The organism is Streptomyces sp. NPDC048337 (genome assembly GCF_043201175.1).
Classification (GTDB): Bacteria; Actinomycetota; Actinomycetes; order Streptomycetales; family Streptomycetaceae; genus Streptomyces.
This window is the reverse complement of the sequence record NZ_JBICYR010000001.1, coordinates 172648-187066: the sequence shown is the minus strand read 5'-3', so window position 1 is coordinate 187066 and position 14419 is coordinate 172648. Positions and strand designations below refer to the sequence as shown.

Genomic DNA, 14419 nt, shown 5'->3' with positions numbered 1-14419 from the left:
GTGGTGCGGGCCCGGGCGGCGAACCGCCCGGGCCCGAGGTGACCCGGATCAGTGGCAGGTCGTGAGGCTCAGGCTGCTGTCACCGCAGAGCAGCAGGCTGGCCCGGCTGCCGCCGCCACCGCCGCCGCCCGTCAGCGCGGCCTCGGTGATCTCTTCCTTCGGGGTCTCCATCGACTGCAGGTCGAGAAGGGTCATGTCGGATTCCTCTTCTTCTCTCGGGTGGTGCGATGGGTCACGGCCCCGGACGGGACCGGCTCGGGGCCGCCGCGCGGTCGCGCAGCGGCGGGAGGAACGGCAGGTGGGCGCGCCCACCGGGCGCCGCGCTGCCGAGGGCGAGGAGAGCGCCGGCGGTGCCCGTGGCGAGGTCCATGGACAGGCGCATCATCTGCTCGCCGGGGAAGGCCAGATGCCCCTGGTACGGCACGGCGTGCCGGGCCAGTGCGTCGATCTGGCGGGCGATGGCATCGGGACCGGTGCCGGGGCCCGGTGTGGTGGTCCGGGCCAGGTGGAGGACCATCCCGGCGGCGCCGCGCATCAGCCCGGGCTGGGCGTAGAAGGTCGCCTGCGCCGCCCGTACGATCTCGCGCCGGGCCTGTTCGAAGCGTTCGTCGGGGCCGTGTTCCAGCCAGTCGTCGAGCACCATGCCGATGCCGACGCTGCCCTCGCCGAGGTACGGCATCGTGCGCCAGCCCTCGTTCACCTGCAGGGTGCCGTACGCGCTGGTGACGCAGCGGTCGAGGTCGTGGTGGAGCGCCCGGGAGGCCTGGAGCAGCAGTTCCTTGTCGCCGGTGCGTTCGTACAGGCGTATGTGGAGCAGGGCGGGGCCGGAGTTGCCGTGGAGCAGTCCCGCGCGGGTGGGCCGGTGCTCCGGCCGGGCGAGGAGTTCGGCGCAGCGCAGGGCCGCGGCGTGCAGCTCGCTCTCGCCGCTCGCGGTACCGAGCGCGTCCAGGGCGAGGCCGATGCCGGCGAGTCCGCTGTGCAGGTCGGGGCCCGCGCTCTCCCAGGGCTGGCGCAGCAGCAGGTCGGCGAGGGCGAGGGCCCGGTCGTGGTGTCCGAGCCGGTGCAGCGTCCAGGCGGTGCCGGCCAGGCCGTCGTAGAAGCCGAGCGCGGTGCCGGAGCCCGGTTCCTCGGTACGGTCGAGCAGCCATTCCTCGGCCTCGGGCCAGGGTTCGGCGCCGGTCTCGGCGAGGGCGTGGAGCACTCCGGCGATCCCGTAGCCGAAGCCGATGCCTCCGCCGGTGGTCGCGAACTGGGCGATGTCGCCGGGGACGAGGCGGTCCTCGCGGTCCGGGGTGGCGCTCGCGCGCAGCGCCGCGGTCATCGACGTACGGGCGGCCGGCCATTGCCCCGGTTCGACGGGCAGGTAGGGCCCGGCCGGTGCGCCTTGCGGGGCGCCGGACAGGATCTCCTCGACGGCCTCGTCGAGGAACCGCCGCGGTACGGGGAACTGCGCCGCGGCGACGGCGGCCAGGTGTGCGGCCTTGGCCCGGTCCAGGACGAGCAGGCTGGTCAACGGGAGGAACAGGGCGAGCCGCAGGCAGGCGAGGGCGTAGCGGTCGACGGAGAACCCGCGCCGCTCGGCCGGGGCGACGAAGGCGGGGTTGGCCACCGTCTGCCGCAGCCCCTCGTCGATGTGTGCGGCGGCTTCGAAGTCCAGCAGTGCGACGGAGGGTTCGCCCGTCTCGTCCTCCGCGACCATGATGTTGAAGAGGTGGAGGTCGTTGAAGACCACTCCGCGTGCGTGCACGGCGTCGACGGCCTCCGTGACCCGCTGGTGGATCTTCAGTGCCCACTCGGTGTAGGAGGCGAGCTCCGCCGGGTCCGGATCCGCCTCGATCAGCGGGTGGCGGCGGGCGAAGTAGGTGTTGAGCGGTTTGCCGGCGAGGTGTTGCAGCACCAGGAAGTAGTGGTCGCCGACGGTGAAGGTGCCGCGGACGGCGGGGACGCAGTCCAGACCCGCCAGCCGTTCCAGAGCGGCCCGTTCGCGGTGCAGCCGGGTCACGGCGTCGGCGCCGTCGGCGGCGAGACCCGCGTACGGACGGGCCTCCTTGAGGACCACGGGCTCACCCGTGCGGCTGTCCTTGCCGAGGTAGACGCCGCCGCCGTTGGAGAAGTGCAGCGCCCGCTCCACCGTGAAGGGGACGTCGGTCAGGGTGACCGCGGAGCGCGCCGCGAGGTGCGGCCCCAGGAAGTCGGGCGGTTCGAGCCACTCGGGCGGCTGGAACACCGGTCCGCGCCGGTCGGGTACGAGCCGCCCGTCGGGGGTCTCGATGGCCGGGACCAGTTCGCCGTGCTCGTCGTAGCAGTGCCGCAGGGTGAAGCTGCCGTAGCGCAGGTGGACCGGTCCGGCTCCCCAGCGCAGGTCGCTGAGGATGTACGGGCCGGCCGCCCCCGCCAGCAGGGCGTCGAGGTCTTCCGCGATCCGGCGGCACTGCCTCTCGTCGGCCGGGTACACGGTGATGAACTTCCCGCTGGCCGCGCGGTCGGCGTACTTGGCGTTGCGCAGGTGCAGCAGGTACCGGCTCGGTATGAACTTGAAGGCGATGCCCCGGGCGGTGCAGTAGTCGTACACCGTCGTCAGCAGCGACTCGGCGTTGTCGAGCGTGGCCGAGACGTGGATCTTCCAGCCCTGCGCGGGCAGTTGGGCGCCGGCGGGGCGCAGCGCGAGCCAGTCGCCGCTGCGGTGCGAGCGCCACCCGGGCGGGACGGGGGCGAGGGCGGCCGGGTAGCTCTCACCGGCCCGCCGGTACGGCGCGTCGTAGAACCAGCGGTCGGCGTCGCAGAAGGCGGCGTACCCCTTGTTCACACCTGCTCCCTCGGTCGGCGGCAGACCCGACCGTGTCACGCCCGGCGGACGCGGCGACAGTCGCCCCTGTCACCTCCGGGGTGTGCAGTACCCACGAGTCACAGGGCGCGGGGAGGACCCGGTGCGGGCCGAGCCTCACGGCCCGGCGCCGCCGCCCGGTCTACGGTGGAAGTGTTCCGTCCCCGGTGAGCGGCAGATGAGGCTGGCAGCTGTGTCGACGTCGAGTCACGAGATCTTCGGTGCCCCGTGCTGGGTCAGTCTGCTGGCCCAGGATCTTGATTCCGCACAGCGGTTCTACGGTGCCGTACTCGGCTGGGACTTCCGTCCCACCACGCTGGGCGACGGCATCATGGTCGCCCTCCTCGACGGGGCCCCCGTCGCGGGCGTCGGCGCACTCGGCGGGGGTCCCGGCGTGCCGGTGCTGTGGACGCCGTACTTCGCCGTCGAGGACGCCGACGCGACCGCCTCGCGCATCCGTGAACGCGGCGCCACCATGGCCGTCGGCCCGCTGGCCTTCGGCACCGGGCGGGCCGCCCTGGCGGCGGACCCCGCCGGGGCCGTCTTCGGTTTCTGGCAGAGCGAGGTCGTACCGGACTGGTCGGTGGGCCGCGGGAGCGGCCCGGCCTGGCTGGAGCTGCGCACCCGCGACGCGTTCGCCGCGGCCATCTTCTACGGTGAGGTCCTCGACTGGGGCAGCGAGCGTCCGGGGTCCTGCACCGTCTCCTACGAGCACGACCACGTCGTCCTGCGCCAGGGCCACGACACGGTCGCCCGCATCAGTGGCGGGGCACTCGAAGCGGCTCCGGACCCCGAGGTCCGCCCCCGCTGGCACGTCCACTTCCGCGTGCCCGACCTGGAGTCCGCGATCGAGGCCGCCGCCCGGCTGGGGGGCCGGACCGCCTCCCCCGTGCAGACGTCCGGCACGAGCCGGTGGGTGGTGCTCGCCGATCCCGACGGGGCGCTGTTCACCGTGGTCGCGCCCGCCCGGTGAGCCGATCCGGGCATGCGAGTGGTCTTGGGAACCGGGGCGGAGTGCCGGGCCGCGCCGCTCGCCCGCTGATCCGAGGATGGCCCCGACACCCCACCCATCGCCAGGAGCCCGTCGCCATGCTCGAACGCAAGCTGCGCAAGGACCGTACCGAGGTCGCCTTCGTCCTGCCGGCCGGCACCCCGCCCGGACCCGTCGGCGTCGTGGGCGACTTCAACGGCTGGCAGCCCGGCACCCATACCCTGCGGCCCCGCAAGGACGGCAAGCGCGCCGTCACGATCGCGCTGGCGAGCGACAGCACCCGTTCCTTCCGCTACCTGGCGGCGGGCGACTACTGGTTCAACGACGACAGCGCCGGGGACCACGAGGGCCCCAACAGCCGCCTCCACACCTGACCCTGGAGACCGGGCGCGCGTCCGTCGGCCTCCGGCACCGGGGGCGGCACGGGCCGCGCCCACCGGGGCTCGCCACCGCCGTCCGCGTCATCCCCGTACGACCTCGCGCACGTTCTCGATGCTGCCGCAGTCGGCCGCGAGCTGCCGCTCCCGCTCCCGCAGGAAGGCCGCGCCGAGCTCGGCCCGCCGCTCGTCGGGCACGTTCTCCCTGGCTCCGTTGAGGATCGTCCGCTCCTCCTCGTCGAGGTGGTGGGAGACCGCCTTCACCAGGGCTTCCAAGCGCGCGTCCCACTCGTCGGAACCCACCTCGGACACCTCGAGCAGCGCCAGGAGCGCCTCGTTGCCCTCGGCGTGCTCCTCGCTGCCGTGCTCGACCTCCTCGTTGTCGACGTCCTTGAACCTCTTCAGCGCGCCGTACACCTCGGCTTCCTCCGCCTCGCCGTGCGCGATGAGCAGGGCGGAGAACGTCGTGAGGGCGCGCGCCCGGTCGGCTTCCACGCTACGCATCCGGCGGAAGAGGTCTTCCATCGTGCGGTGGTCCTTGAGGATCGCGGCGACGACGTCCTGGTTCTCCTGCTTGTCCCCGGCCATGCCTCGTCCCTCCTGCTGTCGGTTTCGCCCTCGCACGGCGCCTGTTCGACGGCGGTGGGTTCAAACCCGGCCCCGGGCCCGCGAGTGCCCCGCCGGGCCACTGCCCGGCGGGGCACCGCGTGCGTTCGGACGCGGGTCAGGACTTGCCCGTGGCCTTCTTCATCTTGTCCGCGGCCTTCGCCGCCATCTCCTCGGCCTTCCCGGTCATCCGCTCGGCGCTGCCCTCCGCCTCCATGCGGGTGTCGTCCATGGCGCTGCCGGCGCTCTCCTTGATCTTGCCCTTGACCTGCTTGGCCCTTGCCTTTGCCTTGCTCATGACGGGGTCGTTCCTTCCAGGAGGGGTGCTGTCCACCCTGCTTCCCTGGGGGCGGCACCGCAATTCGGGCGGTGCGCGCACCCCCGGCGCCTGCCCCGTGGAACACGCCTCAAGCAGGTGTATGCGCTGCGCCGCCCGGGTGCCCGTCCACCGTGTCGTCGTGGGGCCGGGCCGGGCGCGGTACGAGGATGTGGCCGATGTTCCCCGACTCGGCAGGAGCCTTCCCGTGCTCGAACGCAAGCGCCGCAAAGGCAGCAAGGACCACATGGAGGTCACCTTCGTGCTGCCGGTGGACTCACCGCCCGGACCGGTCAGCGTCGTCGGCGACTTCAACGGCTGGCGGCCGGGCACGCACGAGCTGAAGCCGCGCAAGGACGGTACGCGGGCGGTCACCGTCGCCCTGCCCGGGAAGGGCACGCACGCCTTCCGCTACCTGGCGGCGGGCGGCCACTGGTTCAACGACGAGGGCGCCGACGCTCTCGACGGCTCCAACAGTCTCCTGCGTACCTGACGGAACGCACCCGGGCGCCTACGCGCCGTCCCCGGGAGCCCTCCGCGAGTAGCGTGGGAGGGGCTCCCGGGGGCGCACCAGCGGATGGGGTTGAGAGTCGTGTCGACATCGAGTCACGAAACATTCGGCGCGCCCTGCTGGGTCAGTCTGATGGCCCACGACCTCGGCGCGGCTCAGCAGTTCTACGGTGCGGTCCTCGGCTGGGAATTCGGGCCCGCGCGTCTCGGAGACGGGTTCTCCGTCGGCTTCAGCGACGGGGTCCCGGTGGCCGGCCTCGGCGCCCTGCCGCCGACGCTCCGGATCCCCGTCGCCTGGACCCCGTACTTCGCCGTGGACGACGCCGACGTCACGGCGGCACGCATCCTCGAACGCAGCGGAACCGTCGCCGTCGGGCCCCTGTCCTTCGGCACCGGGCGGGCCGCGCTCGCCGCCGACCGCGACGGGGCGGTCTTCGGCATCTGGCAGGGCGATGCCATCCCCGACTGGGGTATGGGCGGCGAAGCGGCTCCGGCCTGGCTCGAACTGCGCACCCGGAACGCCTTCGACGCCGCCATCTTCTACGGGGAAGTCCTGGAGTGGGCCTGTTCCCACGCCGGATGCTGCGAGGTCGCCTACGTGGAGGAGGACGACCGCATCCTGCTCCGCCACGCGGGCCGGACGGTGGCGCACCTGCACGGCGGGAAGCTCGCGGAGGCCCCCGACCCGCATCTGCGGCCGCGCTGGCACGTCCAATTCCGGGTGTCCGACCTCGACACCGCGGTGAAGGCCGCCACCGGGCTGGGCGGCAGCACCCTCTCCGTGCCGGACTCCGATCCCCCGCCCCGCGAGATCACCCTGCGGGACCCGGACGGCGCCCTGTTCGGCATCGTGGGCCCGGCCGGACCCGCCCCCTTCCGCCCCTGACGGCGGCCGCCTCCGCTCAGCGCGGCGTCGGGCCGCCGCCCCGGCTCCCCGTCCGGCCTTCCTTCCGCAGCGGCATGAAGGCGATGCACTCGACGTCGATCTGATCGGCCACCTCGCTCAGCGCCCGGGCCAAAGCCTCCACGGTCCGGGGATCGAGGTCGGTCTCGCCGGCGTCCGTGGCCTGCAGCCACTCCGCGGCGAGGCGCCGGAGCAGGCCGGTGAGGTGGTCGGCCGGGATCAGCAGCTGATCGCCCAGAGCCAGGGGCGCCGATGCGTTCATCGTGGACCACCTCCGCCGAACGGTTGGTGTTCAGTGCCGTCCTGTGCCGTCGAAGCGCGTACCGAAATCATCTCGCGGATCGTCCGTACGGGCGATGGAGGACCGGCCCGGTCGGCGTTTCGCCGGCCCGTGGCCGGGCAGCCGCCACGAGGGGGCCCGAGACGGGAGCGAGGAGTACGGCCATGGACGAGCAGGGCGGCGCAGGAGGAATGCCGCACCACGGCGAGCAGGCACAGGCCCGGCGCAAGCCGCGCGCGGACCGCCACGACGACGAGAAGACGGCGGCCGCCGACACGGACGAGGCGAGCCGTCTCGACCGCCCGCAGCAACCCGAGAAGGTGCCCGCGAAGGGCACCCGCTGGGTGAGCCCCCGGGACGAGTGACGCGAGCGGACCCTCGCACCGTGAGCGGCGACATCATCGCGCGCGCATCCCACCGCCGGAAGCATCGGCACGAGCGGAGGCCCGCCGTCCCCTGACGCATCCGCGCGACCGGCCACGCTGGTCAAGGCCTTCGGGCCGCGCGGCACCATCCGTCTGCTGCCCGCCCAGGACCTGCCCCGGTGGACCGGGGCCCTCTCCGCCCTGCCCTCGGGCGCCGGTCCCCTCCGCCCGGAGGCCCGGATGACGGCCGCCCGGACGGACGAGGTGATCGCCGCCATCGCCGACGCGCTGACCGGCGCCGAACCGACCGTGGACGAGCTCACCGAGGCGATCGTGGCGCGGACCGGATCCTGGGCCGCGGACTCGGTCATGCCCGCCTTCCAGACCATGTGGCCGCGCTGGCGCCAGGTGACACACACCGCCGCCCACCGCGGAGTGCCGGCCTTCGGCGGCGACAGGGGGCGCAAGGTCACGTACACCAACCCCGGCTGCACCCCGCCTCCCCCACCCGGTCGCTGCACGAGCCGGCCACCCGCTACCTGCGCGCCTACGGGCCCGCCACCGCCCAGGACTTCGCGGCCCGGCTCGCCGCACCCAAGGGCTGGGCCGCCGAGCTCTTCGCCTCCCTCGCCCGTGAGGGGCTCGTCGAGGAGGTGGCCTTCGCCTCCGGCCGGGCCTGGCTCGCCGCCGGGGACACCGCCTTCCCGGACGAACCCCCGCACGGCCTGCGACGGCTGCCCTGCTTCGACGCGCACCAGCGCCGTACGGGGCGGCGCATCGCGCTCACCGTGGAGCCGCTGGCGCGGCTGAGCGCGGCCCGGCTCCGCGCACTGGAGGAACAGGCGGAGCGTACGGGCGCGGTGCTCGGGGGAACCGTTCAACTCACCCTCGGCGAGGTCACCGTAGGACCCCACGCCTGATCCATGTGAGTGAAGCTTCAACGGTCTTGTTCCGGGCTTGAGTTGGCCGGATCCGAAGGTGACTGCCGTTGTGTGCGCATGGCATGATCAACCCTTACATTACCCGCGGGTAATACTTCCTCCCCCCAATCCGAAGGTCACACCTCCGTGCGCACGCTCGCCAGACGCCTCCTGCTCCCCGGCCTGACCACACTGGCGCTCGCCGCCACCGGCTGCTCCTCCACCGCGCCCACCGGCGCCACCGGCGGACCCGAACGCCCGGCCGCCTCCGCGTCGGCGACCGCCGGCACGCAGCAGCTCGACGTGGCCGCCGCGCCGCAGGGGCCCGCCACACCGACGGCCGTGGCCCGGGCCCGTACCGGCAAGGGCCGGCCCGAGAAGTCCTCGCTGAAGGTCGCCTCCTACGACAAGGCGAGCGGACGCGCCGTCATATCCACGCCCCCGCAGGAGCCCAGCGGCCCGTCGAGCCACTCGCCGTCGCCCGGCAAGGCCCTCCCCGAGCAGCCCGACGTCGCCGTGGACGACGTCATCGCCAGCGCACCGGCGCCGGGCGCCCCCGACGGCCTCCTCGCGAAGGTCACCGAGGTCGTCGGGAAGACCGACCGCGGCATCGAGGTGAAGACCGCCCCCACGACGCTGGCCTCCGTCCTCAAGGAGGACAAGGCCGACGGAAAGGTCCCGGTCGACCCGGCGTCGGTCATCGTCGAGCCCCTGATGAAGGGCGTCACCTTCTCCTGGGCGAAGGGCCAGGGCGCGCGGTTCGGGCCCAAGGGGGCCGAGCTCCCCCTCGGCAACCTGCGGCTCGACCTCAACGCCTCGGTGGACACCGCCGAGGGTGCGCCCGCCTCGGCCGGCGCCTCGGTGTCCGGCTTCGTGCAGCTCGCCCCCACGGTGGAGTTCGCGTACGACGGCAGCTCGGGCGGCGTCCCGGGTCCGAGCTCGGCCTTCCTCGGCATGAGCGGTGACTGGTCCTCGCAGTGGGAGCTGAAGGGCCGCGCCGCGGCGAGCACCGGCGCACCCAAGCGGATCCCGTTCGCCAAGCTGTACAGCGCTCCCGTCATCCAGGTGGGCCCGGTGCCCGTCGTCGTGAACATGGGCCTGACCTGCTACGTCCAGGTGGAGGCCGACGGCCGCGTCACCCTCGACGTGCAGCAGGACGTCAAGGGCGACTTCCGTGTCGGCGGCAGCTACGCGTCGGGCAAGGGCTGGACCCCGGTCAGCACGTCGACCGTGCGGAGCTCGCCCGCCAAGGCGAGCGTCACCGCCGCCGGGCGGGTCAAGGGCGCACTCGGCGCGGAAGCCTCCGTCGGCCTGTACGGCGCCGTCGGCGTCAGCGCCGACTTCGCCCCGTACCTGCGCGGCGAGGCCGACGCCAAGGCGGCCGCGTCCACCGACGGCAAGACCTCGGCATCCGGTTCCTGGGCGCTGTACGGCGGCTTCGACCTGAGCGGACAGCTTCAGCTGCAGCTGTCCCTGTTCGGTACGCCGGTCTTCGAGCGCCGCATCCCGCTGGGCACCCTCAACCGGGAGTGGCCGCTGGCGAGCGGCCAGACCGCCCGGTAGACGGCAGGGTCGCGCACAGGGTGTCACACTGGGTTACGAGGGCCTTGATTCGGCGCGATCCCCGGTCAGGTCCACCGCAGGAGGACTGCTGTGGAGTGGTTCACCGATGACACGTACTGGCTGGGCAGGCTGGTGTTCCAGCGCGGTCTGGCAGCCCTGTACCTCGTCGCCTTCCTGAGCTCCGCCAACCAGTTCCGGGCGCTCATCGGCGAGCGGGGGCTGCTCCCGGTGCCGCGTTTCCTGGCGGCCGTGCCCTTCCGGCACTCGCCCAGCATCTTCCACTTCCACTACTCCGACCGGTTCTTCGCGAGCGTCGCGTGGACGGGGGCCGCGCTGTCCGCGGCCCTCGTGGCGGGCGCGGCCGACCGAGTGCCGCTCGGGGCGTCGATGCTGCTGTGGGCACTCCTGTGGGTGATGTACCTGTCGATCGTCAATGTCGGCCAGACCTGGTACGCCTTCATGTGGGAATCGCTGCTCGTCGAAGCCGGCTTCCTGGCGGTCTTCCTGGGCAACGCCCGGACGGCGCCCCCGGTCCTGGTGCTGTGGATGATGCGCTGGCTGCTGTTCCGTCTGGAATTCGGCGCCGGGCTGATCAAACTGCGCGGCGACCCGTGCTGGCGCGACCTGACCTGCCTGTACTACCACCACGAGACCCAGCCGATGCCGAGCCCCCTCAGCTGGCTCTTCCACCACCTGCCCAGGCCTCTGCACCGGGTCGAGACCGCCGCCAACCACGTCGCCCAGCTGGGCGCACCCCTGGCCCTGTTCGCGCCGCAACCCGTCGCGAGCGTGGCCGCCGGGGTCATGGTCGTCACACAACTGTGGCTCGTGGCGTCCGGCAACTTCGCCTGGCTCAACTGGCTGGCCATGCTGCTCGCACTCACCGCGATCGACGGAGGGCGGGCCGCCGAGGTCCTGCCGCTGCCCCGGGCTCCGGACCTGGCCGCCCCGCCCGTCTGGTACCAGGGCATCGTGCTGGCGGTCACCGTCCTCGTGGTCGTGCTCAGCTACTGGCCGGTCCGCAACCTGCTCTCCCGGCACCAGGTCATGAACGCCTCGTTCAACCCGCTTCACCTGGTCAACACCTACGGAGCCTTCGGCTCGGTCGGCCGGGTCCGCTACGAGGTGGTGATCGAGGGCACCGCCGAATCGGAGATCACCGGCGACACGGTGTGGAAGGAGTACCGCTTCAAGGGCAAACCCGGCGACGTGGGCCGTCTCCCGCCCCAGGTCGCGCCGTACCACCTGCGTCTGGACTGGCTGATGTGGTTCGCCGCCATCTCACCCTCGTACGCCGCGCCCTGGTTCGGGGCGTTCATCGGCAAGCTCCTGGACAACGATCCGGCCACCCTCAAGCTCCTGCGCGGCAACCCCTTCCCCACCTCCCCGCCCGCCTGCATCCGCGCACGCGTCTACCGCTACGCCTTCACCGACCGGCACGAGCTGTTGCGCAGCCGGACGTGGTGGCACCGCACGCTCGCGGGCGAGTTCCTCCCGGCGGTCACCAAGGCGCGGTGACGGCCTGCCTACCGCCGGTCGGCGTACACACCTCTGCGGGCGGACCCGATTCCTTCCTACGCTGGTTGAATGAGCATCAGATCCTCCGGTCGCAGAACCGGCTCGGGTGCGGTGGCCCTCGCCATCGGTGCGTCGGTCCTCCTCGCACCGACGGCCGCGGGCACCCCACGAGCCGAGCCGCTGCCGCCACGCCCCGCCCCCTCCGCCAGCGAAGCCCTGTTGCACCGGGACGGGACCCACGTACGGGCCCGGCCCGGAGCGCCCGAGCTGCCGGACGACGTGTCCGCCCTTTCCTGGCTGGTGGCCGATGCCCGCACGGGTGAGGTCCTCGCGGCCCATGACGCACACCGCCGGCTGCCACCGGCCAGCACCCTCAAGACCCTCTTCGCCCTGACCGCGCTGCCCAACCTTCCCCGCGGGGCTCACCACACGGTCACCGAGGCCGATCTGGACGACGTACCGGACGGGAGCAGTACGGTCGGTGTTTCGGCGGATCAGACCTACCGGGTGGCCGATCTGTGGCGGGGTGTCTTCCTCAGCTCGGGCAACGACGCCGTGCACGTCCTGGCCGAGATGAACGGTGGCTGGGAGGCCACGGCGGCGCAGATGCAGGCCAAGGCACGGACCCTGGGCGCGCGGGACACCACCGTCGTCTCCCCGGACGGCTTCGACGCCGAGGGCCAGGCCTCTTCGGCCTACGACCTTGCCGTCTTCGGCCGTACGGGGCTGGCGGACCCGGCCTTCGCCGAGTACGCGGCGACCGCCGACGCCCGTTTCCCCGGCGGGACCCACAGCGACGGCAGTCCCACCTGGACGTTCGGCATCGAGAACACCAACCGGCTGGTGACCGGGGAGGACGGCGTGGGCCGGTACCCGGGGATCATCGGTGTCAAGAACGGCTACACGTCCCGGGCGGGCTACACGCTGATCGCGGCCGCCCGCCGAGGCGGCCGCACCCTGCTGGTGACGGTGATGAACCCGCAGCGGAGCAACCCGAACGCGGTGTACTACGAGGCCGGGACCCTGCTGGACTGGGGATTCGCCGCGGCCGGACACGTGGAGCCGGTCGGATCGCTCGACCCCCCGGCGTCACCCGCACCGCCGAGCGCCCTCGCCGCACCCCCCGCTCACGCCGTCACACCGGAGCCCCGCCAGGCGGGCACTCACACGGCCTACGGCGTGTCGGCCGCGCTCCTGGCCGCGGCGACCCTGGCCGGGGCGGCCGTCCTGCGCGGCCGCCGGAACAGGCGGCCGGGCGCACCCCGGGCCTGATGGGGGATCCGCCCGCATCAGGGGTGCGCGAGCGAGGAACGGAGGTCGGCGAACTCCCTCACGAAGGCGGTACAGAACGCGTCCAGATCGGCCGGCTTGCGGCTGGTGACGAGCGTCGCGGGCGCCGCGTGGCAGACCTGTACCTCCTCGTCCACCCAGGTGCCCCCCGCGTTGCGGATGTCCGTCGCCAGACTCGGCCACGAGGTCAGCGTGCGGCCGCGTACGACATCCGCCTCCACCAGCATCCAGGGCGCGTGGCAGATCGCGGCAACGGGTTTGCCGGCCTCGAAGAAGCTCCGGACGAACCCGACCGCCCGTTCGTTCATGCGCAGGGCGTCGGGGTTGGCGACTCCGCCGGGCAGGACCAGCGCGTCGAAGGCGTCCGAGGTGTCCCCGGCGAGTACGTGGTCGACGGGATAGGTGCCCGCCTGGTCGAAATGGCGGAAGGCCTGGACCCGGCCCGGCTTCGTCGAGACCAGCTGCGGGTTCCAGCCGTTCGCCTCGACCGCCTTCCAGGGGGCGGTGAGTTCGATCTCCTCCACGCCCTTGGGCGCGGTCAGGAACGCGATGCGCACGACGCTCACTTCCTTCGGTCGGTTCCGGTTCACGCGGCGGCGGCCGACTCGGCCGCGTCGATGAGGAACCCGCTGCGGGGCCGGGTGGGGATCCGGCTCAGCGGGATGGAGAGGTCCTGTTGGGGTACCGGGAGGTCCAGGTGGGCGAGGGCCGACGAAAGGGTGGCGAGCAGGGAGAGGGTGATGTCCTCGCCCGGGCACCGATGGCCGGTCCGCGCGTCTCCGCCGCCCTGGGGGATCAGTTCGCCGAGGCCGGGTTCGCGGCCCAGGAAGCGCTCGGGGGCGAAGTCGTACGGCCGGTCCCACAGCGCGGGGTCGTGGTGGAACCCGTACACATCGAGGAGGAGCAGGGTCCCGGCCGGGAGCCGGTCACCTCTGTAGGCGAGGTCGCGGGCGGCGAGGCCTGCGATGAACGGTACGAAGGGGTAGAAGCGGCGGACTTCGTGGGCGAACGCACGGGCGTGGGCGGGGCTACCCGTACGGAGCTGGTCACGTCGGCCCGGATGGCGGTGGAGCGCGTGTGCGGCGAAGGTGACGAACCAGGTGACCGCGACGGTCGGGCGGATGATGTTCAGGAGTTCGACGGCCGCCGTGTGCGGATCGAGCAGGGTGCCGTCCGGCTCGCGGTGGAGAGCGACCGTCTCCAGCACCGTCCCGGGGAGCAGGTGCGGCTGTTCCTCGCGGAGGCGGGTGACGGCGGCCATGAGGGCCTGCTCCTGGCGGTGCCGGGCGCGGCGGGCCCGCAGGTGCCGGGGTCCGGCGGTGGCGAAGCCGTCCACCATGGCCACGCAGTCCTCGGCGATCTCACGGGCAGCGTCGCCCTGGACCGGCATACCCGCCCAGTCGCAGATCTCCCTCGCGAGCAGCACGGCCACTTCGTCGAAGAGCACCACCCTGCGGCCCTTCCAGGTGGTCAATGCCTCACGCCAGCCGCTCTCGACTCGCCCGGTCAGGCCGCCGACGCCCTCGGGTGACATGAGCAGCGACACCAGCAGCTGCTTGCGCCCTCGGTGGTGCGTCCCGTCCAGGGTGTGCACCGCTCCCCTGCCGAAGATGGTGTCGAGTACCGGTGCCGGCAGGGCGCCGTGCCGCTGCACCTGACCCTCGTCGTAGAAGAGGGCGACGGCCTCGGGGCCGTGCAGCAGTGCCGCGGGCCGCCCCATCAGGCGGGTGCGCACCACGGGCGCGCCGTCATGGGCCCGTCGCAGATCCGGCGCCCAGGCATAGCCGTGGGCCAGCAGTGACAGGGTACTGTCAACCAGGTGACCGGACATATGGTGCGCCTACCCGGCACCGGGGCGCGCATTCGCGGGCCCGCGTCAACGCGCGTCGGCGGTGATGCGGAAGCGCAGTCGGCAGATGACCGCGTCGGTGTCCCGGCGGACGGCGTGGGCCGAT

The 14419-nt window shown here is 72.9% G+C and carries 16 protein-coding genes and 1 pseudogene; 10 read left to right on the top strand and 7 right to left on the bottom strand.

What is annotated here, in order from left to right; genetic code table 11:
• Nucleotides 1-48 precede the first annotated feature (48 nt).
• Both ACGFYU_RS00905 and lanKC read right to left on the bottom strand, forming a co-directional pair.
• On the bottom strand, nucleotides 49-195 hold the full coding sequence (locus ACGFYU_RS00905; RefSeq protein ID WP_393825088.1) for a SapB/AmfS family lanthipeptide: 147 nt from the start codon (nucleotides 193-195) through the stop codon (nucleotides 49-51).
• A 37-nt stretch (nucleotides 196-232) separates the two neighbouring features.
• Nucleotides 233-2806 (bottom strand): class III lanthionine synthetase LanKC, encoded by a 2574-nt coding sequence (gene lanKC / locus ACGFYU_RS00900; RefSeq protein ID WP_393825087.1) that lies wholly within the window; start codon nucleotides 2804-2806, stop codon nucleotides 233-235.
• 262 nt (nucleotides 2807-3068) lie between these two features.
• Here lanKC and ACGFYU_RS00895 point away from each other — a divergent pair, with 262 nt between their 5' ends.
• Both ACGFYU_RS00895 and ACGFYU_RS00890 read left to right on the top strand, forming a co-directional pair.
• Nucleotides 3069-3797, top strand: a complete 729-nt coding sequence (locus tag ACGFYU_RS00895; RefSeq protein WP_393825450.1) for a VOC family protein — start codon at nucleotides 3069-3071, stop codon at nucleotides 3795-3797.
• Between the two features lie 116 nt (nucleotides 3798-3913).
• On the top strand, nucleotides 3914-4189 hold the full coding sequence (locus tag ACGFYU_RS00890) for a hypothetical protein (protein WP_393825086.1): 276 nt from the start codon (nucleotides 3914-3916) through the stop codon (nucleotides 4187-4189).
• 87 nt (nucleotides 4190-4276) lie between these two features.
• Here the strand turns inward: ACGFYU_RS00890 and ACGFYU_RS00885 are convergent, their stop codons facing one another.
• Nucleotides 4277-4780 (bottom strand): hemerythrin domain-containing protein, encoded by a 504-nt coding sequence (locus tag ACGFYU_RS00885; protein WP_393825085.1) that lies wholly within the window; start codon nucleotides 4778-4780, stop codon nucleotides 4277-4279.
• 136 nt (nucleotides 4781-4916) lie between these two features.
• Entirely contained in the window at nucleotides 4917-5096 is a 180-nt protein-coding gene (locus ACGFYU_RS00880; protein ID WP_393825084.1) for a CsbD family protein, read from the bottom strand.
• A 226-nt stretch (nucleotides 5097-5322) separates the two neighbouring features.
• Here ACGFYU_RS00880 and ACGFYU_RS00875 point away from each other — a divergent pair, with 226 nt between their 5' ends.
• Both ACGFYU_RS00875 and ACGFYU_RS00870 read left to right on the top strand, forming a co-directional pair.
• Nucleotides 5323-5607, top strand: a complete 285-nt coding sequence (locus tag ACGFYU_RS00875; RefSeq protein ID WP_393825083.1) for an isoamylase early set domain-containing protein — start codon at nucleotides 5323-5325, stop codon at nucleotides 5605-5607.
• Nucleotides 5608-5757: 150 nt separating this feature from the next.
• The gene (locus ACGFYU_RS00870) at nucleotides 5758-6510 is read left to right on the top strand and encodes a VOC family protein (RefSeq protein WP_393825082.1); all 753 of its coding nucleotides are present in this window, start codon (nucleotides 5758-5760) and stop codon (nucleotides 6508-6510) included.
• A gap of 16 nt (nucleotides 6511-6526) precedes the next feature.
• On the opposite strand, the gene ACGFYU_RS00865 is transcribed toward ACGFYU_RS00870, so the two are convergent.
• A complete protein-coding gene (locus ACGFYU_RS00865) occupies nucleotides 6527-6790 on the bottom strand; it encodes a DUF6213 family protein (RefSeq protein WP_393825081.1) in 264 nt (87 codons plus the stop codon).
• Nucleotides 6791-6972: 182 nt separating this feature from the next.
• On the opposite strand from ACGFYU_RS00865, the gene ACGFYU_RS00860 reads away from it, so the two are divergent.
• The 6 genes and pseudogenes from ACGFYU_RS00860 (at nucleotide 6973) to ACGFYU_RS00835 (ending at nucleotide 12446) form a co-directional block, all read left to right on the top strand.
• Nucleotides 6973-7173 carry a hypothetical protein gene (locus ACGFYU_RS00860; protein WP_393825080.1) on the top strand — a complete coding sequence of 67 codons (201 nt, stop codon included), beginning with the start codon at nucleotides 6973-6975 and terminating at the stop codon, nucleotides 7171-7173.
• Nucleotides 7174-7236: 63 nt separating this feature from the next.
• Nucleotides 7237-7545, top strand: a pseudogene (locus ACGFYU_RS00855) (DNA glycosylase AlkZ-like family protein); the annotation flags it as partial.
• Nucleotides 7546-7562: 17 nt separating this feature from the next.
• The gene (locus ACGFYU_RS00850; protein WP_393825079.1) at nucleotides 7563-8093 is read left to right on the top strand and encodes a DNA glycosylase AlkZ-like family protein; all 531 of its coding nucleotides are present in this window, start codon (nucleotides 7563-7565) and stop codon (nucleotides 8091-8093) included.
• 147 nt (nucleotides 8094-8240) lie between these two features.
• Nucleotides 8241-9656 (top strand): hypothetical protein, encoded by a 1416-nt coding sequence (locus tag ACGFYU_RS00845; RefSeq protein WP_393825078.1) that lies wholly within the window; start codon nucleotides 8241-8243, stop codon nucleotides 9654-9656.
• A 90-nt stretch (nucleotides 9657-9746) separates the two neighbouring features.
• On the top strand, nucleotides 9747-11174 hold the full coding sequence (locus ACGFYU_RS00840; protein ID WP_393825077.1) for a lipase maturation factor family protein: 1428 nt from the start codon (nucleotides 9747-9749) through the stop codon (nucleotides 11172-11174).
• Between the two features lie 69 nt (nucleotides 11175-11243).
• Nucleotides 11244-12446 (top strand): D-alanyl-D-alanine carboxypeptidase family protein, encoded by a 1203-nt coding sequence (locus ACGFYU_RS00835; protein ID WP_393825076.1) that lies wholly within the window; start codon nucleotides 11244-11246, stop codon nucleotides 12444-12446.
• Nucleotides 12447-12463: 17 nt separating this feature from the next.
• Here the strand turns inward: ACGFYU_RS00835 and ACGFYU_RS00830 are convergent, their stop codons facing one another.
• On the bottom strand, nucleotides 12464-13021 hold the full coding sequence (locus tag ACGFYU_RS00830) for a type 1 glutamine amidotransferase domain-containing protein (RefSeq protein ID WP_393825075.1): 558 nt from the start codon (nucleotides 13019-13021) through the stop codon (nucleotides 12464-12466).
• Between the two features lie 29 nt (nucleotides 13022-13050).
• On the bottom strand, nucleotides 13051-14295 hold the full coding sequence (locus ACGFYU_RS00825) for a cytochrome P450 (protein WP_393825074.1): 1245 nt from the start codon (nucleotides 14293-14295) through the stop codon (nucleotides 13051-13053).
• Between the last annotated feature and the right edge of the window lie 124 nt (nucleotides 14296-14419).